Origin of the sequence: Oceanivirga salmonicida, from assembly GCF_001517915.1 — a bacterium.
Taxonomy (GTDB): domain Bacteria; phylum Fusobacteriota; class Fusobacteriia; order Fusobacteriales; family Leptotrichiaceae; genus Oceanivirga; species Oceanivirga salmonicida.
Window position 1 is genome coordinate 1 of sequence record NZ_LOQI01000212.1, and the last position, 322, is coordinate 322.

Below are 322 nucleotides of genomic sequence, written 5' to 3' on the forward strand. Positions count from 1 at the left end.
TATTTTCTTTTTTCTTAAAGATTCATCTTTATTTAATTTATATTTTCCAAAATCATAGTTTTCCATATTCCAATAGGAATAAGTATAAGGTTTTTGTTCAGGAAAATATAAAATATTATTATCTTTTATATAATATTGAACGGAAGTAACAACTTTATATTTTTTATTTTTGGCATACTCATTAAATATTTTTTCTATTTCATGAAAATTATTTCCTTTACTTAAATCGTATAGTAATTCATTTTCTACATAAATTCCATAACCTAAAGTTTCAAAGAATAAATACAAAATTTTTATTTTAGGTTCTACTTTTTCAAAATCA

Annotated in this window: 1 pseudogene; it reads right to left on the reverse strand. The window is 18.9% G+C overall.

Annotated elements, in window-relative coordinates:
- A pseudogene (locus tag AWT72_RS09925) lies at positions 1-322 on the reverse strand (hypothetical protein); the annotation flags it as partial.